This is a genomic window from Actinomyces israelii DSM 43320, assembly GCF_000711965.1.
GTDB classification, from domain to species: domain Bacteria; phylum Actinomycetota; class Actinomycetes; order Actinomycetales; family Actinomycetaceae; genus Actinomyces; species Actinomyces israelii.
The window spans coordinates 1-7,286 of record NZ_JONS01000078.1; the positions used below are offsets into that span (position 1 = coordinate 1).

A 7,286-nucleotide genomic window follows, 5' to 3' on the forward strand; every position below is an offset into this window, starting at 1 on the left:
GCGGTGCCCCGGTCGTGGAAGGCCGGCAGGCAGTGCAGGAACCTCACGCCGGGGTTGCCGGTGGCCCGGACCAGGGCCGCGTTGACCTGGTAGGGGCGCAGCAGGCCGATCCGGGAGTCCCACACCTCCTTGGGCTCGCCCATGGAGACCCACACGTCGGTGTACAGGAAGTCCACCCCCTCCACGCCCGCGGCCGGGTCCTCGGTGACCGTGACCCGGCCGCCGCTGCCCGCGGCCAGGCCCTCGGCCGCCGCCACCACACCCGCCTCGGGCCGCAGCTCGCCCGGGCAGACCATGCGCACGTCCATGCCCATCAGCGCCCCCGACACCAGCAGGGAGTGGGCCACGTTGTTACGAGCGTCCCCCAGGTAGGCCAGGGACACCTCCCCCAGCGGCCGGCCCCCCGAGTGCTCCAGCATCGTCAGCTGGTCGGCCAGCATCTGCGTGGGGTGCCACTGGTCGGTCAGACCGTTCCACACCGGCACCCCCGACAGCTCCGCCAGCGTCTCGACGTGCTCCTGCCGGCTGCCCCGGAACTCGATCCCGTCATAGAACCGGCCCAGCACCCGCGCCGTGTCCGCCACCGACTCCTTGTGCCCCAGCTGGGAGCCCGACGGGTCCAGGTACGTCACCCGCGCCCCCTGGTCATAGGCCGCCACCTCGAACGAGCACCGCGTCCGCGTCGAGGTCTTCTCAAAGACCAGAGCGATATTCCGCCCCACCAGACGCCGCACCTCACAACCAGACCGCTTCGCCGCCTTCAGCTCCCCAGCCAGATCCAGCAACGACCCCCACTCCTCAGCAGAGAAGTCCAGCTCCCTCAGAAAATGACGACCAGACAACAAATGACCCACAACAACTCCTGAACCTGACTCGATGGTGGATGAGATAGATAGATGGTTGGAATAATATAGACAGAATATGGTGGATGCGCTAATCGGCTGTGCGCAGCCGGGTGTCAGTAGCCCACCGCGTCGCGGTCGATGGGGCACGTCATGCAGTGGCCGCCGCCGCGCCCGCGGCCGAGCTCGGCCGCGGAGATCTCGAGCACCTCGATGCCCGCCTTGCGCAGGGCTGAGTTGATGCCGTAGTTCCGGTCGTAGGCGACGACGACGCCGGGCTCGAGGGCCACGACGTTGTTGCCGTCGTCCCACTGCTCGCGGGCGGCGCCCAGGCGGCCGGCCGGGGAGGACACCGGGTGCAGCCTGGTGCCCAGCGCCTGGCCGACGACGTCGAGGAAGGAGCCCGCCTCGTGCGTGACCCTGATGCCTCCCGGCTCCGTGCTCGAGGGCTCGAGGGAGAATGAGGTGAGGCCGGCGACCACCGGCTCGTAGATGTTGACGACGTCCTCGGAGCAGAACGTGAAGATGGTGTCGAGGTGCATGGTGGAGCGGTCTCGCGGCATGCGGGCGGCGATCACGCGCTCGGCCCCGCCCTGCTCGAACAGCCCGCGGGCCAGGCGGCTGACGGCCTGGTAGGTCGAGCGCTCGCCCATGCCGACCAGGACGACGCCGTTGCCGACCGGCATGATGTCGCCGCCCTCGATGAAGGAGTGGCCCTGGTCGCCCTCGGCGGCGTCGAACCAGATGGGGAACTCCCTGGAGGCGAAGGTCGGGTGGAACTTGTAGACTGCCTTGACGAGCATGGTCTCGCGCTTGCGGGCCGCCCAGAACATCGAGCTCAGCGACAGGCCCTGGTAGAGCCAGGCGGAGGAGTCGCGGGTGAAGATCGAGTTGGGCAGGGGGGCGATGAGCATCTCGGGCTCGTCGATGCCCACGTGGTAGGGCGCGATGCCGGTGCCGAGGATGTCCTCGGCGACCTCGTCGGAGGACAGCCCGCCGATGAGGTAGGAGCACAGCTCCTTGCTGGGCATCTCGTCCATCCAGCCGTGCAGGCCCTCGGCCACGCCCACGCCCATGGTGTCCCTGTTGACGCGGCGGTCGAGGATCCAGGCGCGGTGCTCGGGCACGTCGAGGACGTCGGCGAGCAGGGACTCGAACTCCAGCACCTTGATGCCGCGCTCTCGCATGAGGGAGACGAAGTCCGCGTGGTCCGCGCGGGCCCGCTCCACGTCGAGGACGTCGTCGAAGAGGAGCTCGTGGCAGTTCGAGGGCGTGAGGAAGGAGTGTGCCCGTCCGGGTGCGCAGACCATGACGGTTCGCAGCCTCCCGGCCTCGGACCAGACTCCGTTGGGTGATGTGCTCATGGTGTCGGTGTCCTTTCTTGAGTCGGCCGGTCCTTATCCGGCCGTCGGTGGGTGGTCGTGCAGTTGCTTGGGCTCAGTTCGTAAGCATTTCAGTGAAATATCCCATGCACAACCCGTAGATCGCGTATAGCGAGGTCAGGGAGAAGACGGCGACGACGATCCAGTCGATAGTGGTGAAGACCTTCTCCTTCGCCTGCTTTCTGGCGACGACGTAGAAGGGGGTTCCCAGCAGGTAGAACAGGCCCACGAACAGGAGGTAGGCCAGTCCGGCCGCGTACAGGAGCCAGATGGCGTAGAGGGTTCCGAGCACGCCGATGACGATGTCTCCGGTCCCGGCCTTCCTGCGGTTGCGGAAGGAGTTGATGAGGTGGAACGCGGCCGAGAACAGGTAGGGGATGAGGATGAGCGCGGCCGCCAGGGTAACGAGGGCGTTGTAGGTCGATCCGGCGAAGTGAGCCCAGATCAGCACGAGCTGGACCATTGAGGTGGTCAGCCACATTGCGCCGACCGGCGTGCCGTTCTTGTTCTCCCTGGAGAACCAGCGTGGCATGGTGTTGTCGAGCGCCGGCACGCGCAGGACCTCGGCGCACATGAGGAACCAGGACAGCAGGGCGCCGATCAGGGAGATGGACAGGCCGGCGGCGATGAACTTGGCGCCCCAGGGGCCGACCGCCGCGGTCAGCACGCCGCTCAGCGAGGGGTCCTCCAGGGCTGCGAGCTCCTCGCGGGGCACGATGCCGTAGCTCAGGAGGTTGACGAGCAGGAGGAGGGCCAGCACCGAGGCGAAGCCGGTGATGGTGGCGCGGCCGACGTCGCGGCGCTCACGAGCGCGCTCGGAGAAGACGGAGGCGCCCTCCACGCCGATGAACACCCAGACCGTCACCAGCATCATGGCCTTGATCTGGTCGAGCGTGGAGCCGAGGTCGCTCTGGGCTCCCCAGAAGTCGGCGGAGAAGGTGTCGACCTTGAAGGCGACGATCCCGATCATGATGAAGACGATCAGGGGCACGACCTTGGCGATCGTCACGACGACGTTGACGACGGCGGCCTCGCGGATGCCGCGCATAATGAGCAGGTGGTACAGCCACAGGAGCGCCGAGGAGACGATTGTGGCCAGAAGCGTGGTGCCCTCCCCGAAGCCGGGCAGGAACACGCCGATGGACGTCATGAGGAGGACCAGGTACCCGACGTTGCCCATCCAGGCGCTGACCCAGTAGCCCCAGGCGGAGGAGAAGCCCAGGTAGTTGCCGAAGCCCTCCTTGGCGTAGCCGTAGACGCCCGCGTCAATATCGGGCCGCCGCACGGCCAGGCTCTGGAAGACCTTGGCCAGCATGAGCATTCCGGCCCCGGTGATGAGCCACCCGATAATGAGCGGCCCGGGCGCCGCCGCGGCACCCATCTGTTTTGGGAGGCCGAATATCCCTCCGCCGATCATCGAGCCGATGACGAGCGCAATGAGTACGGCCAAGGACACCTTCGCGGGTGACGAAGGTGTTGGATGATCCTTGGTAATAGAATCGATAGGCGATTCTGACGCCATGTCCCGCCCCTTTGTGGAACTGCTTGTCTGACGTCAGAAGGCTAGGGCAGGTCGAGGGCTATTGTCTCTGTCCGTGAAACGGTAATTTATTGAAATCCTCGCGCATAAGCATTCCTCTATGCATCGCCTCCGCGTGGAATTCTTCAGGATGTGGGGCGCGAGCGACCGGGATCTGTTGACGCGCGCATAAAAATACGTGGAACGATTTAGGACTAAGGTCCCCCTACGGGGGAGAGGATGCCGGTCAGCCGGGCCGTGAGATCGGCGGCGGCCTCCGGGCTGGCGCACACGACGACGACCGAGTCGTTGCCGGCGATGGTGCCGAGAGTGTCGTGCGGCTTCGCGGCGTCGATCTTGTGGGCCACATAGGTGGCCCCGCCCGCGACGGTGCGCACAATGATCCGGTGGCGGACGCGCTCGAAGGACAGCCACAGCGAGGGGGCGGTGCGCTCCGGTCTGAGCGCGGCGCTCTGGAGTTGTCGTCGGAAGGTGAGCATCTGGATTTCTCGAGTTCTTCTATGAAGGAGGGGGTCGGTTTGTGTCGGGTAGTTATAAGTGTAACTTGCGTCCGGGGCCGGGCCTTCCCTGGTGCCGGGCCTCAGCGGCGCCGCCTCGTCCCGCGGGTCGCCGTCGTCGTCCACGGGTCCTCGGGCCAGGCGTGCCGGGGGTACCTGCCCCGCAGCTCGGCGCGCACCTGCCGGTAGGGCCCGGCCCAGAACGAGCGCAGGTCGTCGGTCACCGCGACCGGCCGCCGGGCCGGTGACAGCAGATGAATCAGAACCGGTACCCGGCCGCCCGCTACCCGGGGCGTGTCCGCCCAGCCGAAGCACTCCTGCACGCGCACCGCCAGCACCGGCCGCCCGAGCGCCTCGCCCCGCTCGCCGACGTAGGACACCCGCACCCGCGAGCCCGACGGCACCTCGATCCGCTCCGGCGCGAGCTCGTCGAGCCCGGCCGCCTCCGGCCACGGCAGCAGCGCCCGCAGCGCCGCGCCGACGTCGAGCCTGTCCAGGTCGAGCTGCCTGGCGCGGGCCGCGAGCGCCTCGACGGCCGGCGCCAGCCACAGCCCGGCCCGCTCCAGCAGCGCGTCGTCGTCCATGGCGGGCCACGGCTCGCCCAGCTCGCGGTGGAGCAGGGCCAGGCGCGCCCGCAGCTCGCTCGCCCCGCCCCACGGCAGCACGCCGAGCCCCTCGGCCCGGCACGCCGCCACGACGGCGTCGGCGGCGGCGCCCGGCGGAGGCGACCCGCCCGGCGTCGTCGTCAGGGTGATCGCGCCCAGGCGCCGCAGCCGCTCCGTGCGCAGCCGCCCCCGGGCCCACACGACCCGCTCCTCCTCGACGAGCCACGGCGCGCCGACGCTCAGGGCGAGCTCCTCGTCGATGGGCGCCGCGGAGCGCACCGTCGCGTCGCCGCGGCCGGGGACGGCGTCGACGTCGGCCACCGCCAGCCACGGCGACGAGCCCAGGGGGGAGCGGCGCGGGATGCGCAGGCCCGTGCCGCCGACGCTGGCGTAGGAGGCGTCGGCCCCGGCGGCGGGCGCCGGGCCGCGGCGGCGAGCGATCCACTCGGGGCGGGCGAGCGCCGCCACCAGGGCGACCGCCCCCGCGGCCGGCGCGGTCAGGTCGCCTCCGGGGGCTCGCAGGTCGGCGCTGAGCAGCGCGGTCGCCTCGGCGGCCCGCTTGGCGCCCACGATCCCGCCGGCGGTCAGCAGGGCGCGCGCGTGGCGGACGTCGGCCGGGATACGGGCCACGGCGCGCCCGAGCGCGGTCGCCGACAGCGGCGCCGGGGCCGCGCCGCCAGGCCCGCCAGGTCCCTCTGGCCCGCCCGTCTTGCCCGGCCCGGCGGGCCCGCCCGCTCCGCCGTCGTCTGTGCCAGCGCCGCCAGCGCTGCTGCCGGCGCCGCCCGCCCCCGCGCCGCCCTCCAGCAGCCCCAGGCGCGTGAGCGTGCGGTGGGCGGCCTCCATGGCCGGGGCGGGCGGCGGGTCGATCCAGGCCAGGCCGGCCCCGCCCGGTGCGCCCCACACCGCGAGCTCGAGGGCGGCGCGGGACAGGTCGGCGGACAGGATCTCCGGCGTGGGCGCCTGCGGCGCGCGCGCCCAGTCCACCGGCGAGCAGCAGCGGTAGACGGCGCCGGGGCCCTCGCGCCCCGCGCGGCCGGCGCGCTGGACGCCCGCCGAGCGGGAGGCGCCGACCGTCACCAGCCCCGACATGCCGCGGGCGACGTCGAGGCGCGGCCGGCGGGCCAGCGCGGCATCGACGACGACGCGCACCCCCGGCACGGTCAACGAGGACTCGGCCACGTTCGTGGCCACCACCACGCGCCGCCCTCCCGGCGGCGACGGCGCCAGGGCGGCGTCCTGCGCGCTCGCGCTCAGCCGCCCGTGCAGGGGCAGGACGTCGGTGCCCGGCGGCAGCGAGGCGCGCAGGCGGCTCACGACGTCGTCGACCTCCCTGGCGCCGGGCAGGAAGGCGAGCACGTCGCCGGTGCGCTCGGCCAGGGCCCGCCGCACGGTGGCGGCGACGTGCGCCAGGAACTCCCGGGGCACGCCGCGCGGGCCCAGGCGGGGCGCGCGCGGTGGCGGGGGCGCCCACACCTCCTCGACCGGGTGGAGCGCGCCGGCGACCGAGACGACGGGGGCGGCACCTGCCGGGCTGCCGGCGGCGGCGAGCATGGCGGGCAGGCGGTCGAGGTCGACGGTGGCGGACATGGCCAGGATCACGAGGTCCTCGCGCAGCGCCCGGGCGTCCAGGAGGAGCGCCAGGAGCAGGTCGGACTCCAGGGAGCGCTCGTGCACCTCGTCCAGAACGACGGCGGCAACCCCGGGCAGGTCGGGGTCCGCCTGCAGGCGGCGCAGCAGCAGACCGGCGGTGACCACCTCGATGCGCGTGCGCGGGCCGGCCCGCCGCTCCCCGCGCACCGCGTAGCCGACGGTTCGGCCCAGCGGCTCGCCGAGCAGGTCCGCCAGGCGCCGGGCGGCGGCGCGGGCGGCGACGCGCCGGGGCTGGGTGACGACGACGCGCCGACCGTCGTCGGGGGCGGTGAGGACCCGGGCGACCAGGGGCGGGACGAGGGTGGTCTTGCCGGTGCCGGGCGGGGCGGTCACGACGACGCCGCGCCCCGGCTCGTCCGCCAGCAGCCTGCGCAGCCGGGGGAGGGCCTCGCGTGCGGGCAGTGGCGGGGGGTCGGCGAGCAGCCGGGCGAGAGGGTCGGGCGCGGTCGGATCCACGCGCTCATTGTGGCCGACGCCGGGCCCGCCCCTGCATCGCCCGTCCCCTCCTTCTTTGCTTCCGCTAGCACGGAGCGCACGAGCCAACGCACGGCCGCGAGCCAGCACCCGGACGGATCGCGCGGCAGAGCGGCGCTGCGCGGCGGACAAGGACGACGCCGTCAGGCTCCCGGACCCGGCGGGTGCACCGGCCGCCGCCGAGCCTGCCGGTCCGGGTGCGGCGCCAGCGGAACCGAACCGACCTCGACGAGGAGGGAGCGCCAAGCACGCTTGACACAAGCGCCAATGTCAAGCAGACTGCCCATGTCAAGGGC

At 72.0% G+C, this 7,286-nt stretch carries 5 protein-coding genes; all 5 read right to left on the minus strand.

Translation table 11 applies throughout. The features are described from left to right. A partial coding sequence (argF, locus tag O145_RS14855) for an ornithine carbamoyltransferase (protein ID WP_043564392.1) occupies positions 1–854 on the minus strand: 854 nt, incomplete at its 3' end. A gap of 104 nt (positions 855–958) precedes the next feature. Further along, on the minus strand, positions 959–2,206 hold the full coding sequence (locus O145_RS14860; RefSeq protein ID WP_043564387.1) for an arginine deiminase: 1,248 nt from the start codon (positions 2,204–2,206) through the stop codon (positions 959–961). A 73-nt stretch (positions 2,207–2,279) separates the two neighbouring features. Continuing rightward, positions 2,280–3,746 carry a basic amino acid/polyamine antiporter gene (locus O145_RS14865; protein ID WP_043564389.1) on the minus strand — a complete coding sequence of 489 codons (1,467 nt, stop codon included), beginning with the start codon at positions 3,744–3,746 and terminating at the stop codon, positions 2,280–2,282. 212 nt (positions 3,747–3,958) lie between these two features. Then, complete coding sequence (locus O145_RS14870) at positions 3,959–4,243, minus strand: arginine repressor (RefSeq protein ID WP_043564390.1); 285 nt, start codon at positions 4,241–4,243, stop codon at positions 3,959–3,961. A 101-nt stretch (positions 4,244–4,344) separates the two neighbouring features. After that, complete coding sequence (locus tag O145_RS14875) at positions 4,345–6,972, minus strand: ATP-dependent RNA helicase (protein ID WP_169740381.1); 2,628 nt, start codon at positions 6,970–6,972, stop codon at positions 4,345–4,347. Between the last annotated feature and the right edge of the window lie 314 nt (positions 6,973–7,286).

What these genes read in the sequence shown, in the direction of transcription:
- O145_RS14860 (WP_043564387.1), bottom strand. Translation starts at nt 2,206, where the DNA reads ATGAGCACATCACCCAACGGAGTCTGGTCCGAGGCCGGGAGGCTGCGA.
- O145_RS14865 (WP_043564389.1), bottom strand. Translation starts at nt 3,746, where the DNA reads ATGGCGTCAGAATCGCCTATCGATTCTATTACCAAGGATCATCCAACA.
- O145_RS14870 (WP_043564390.1), bottom strand. Translation starts at nt 4,243, where the DNA reads ATGCTCACCTTCCGACGACAACTCCAGAGCGCCGCGCTCAGACCGGAG.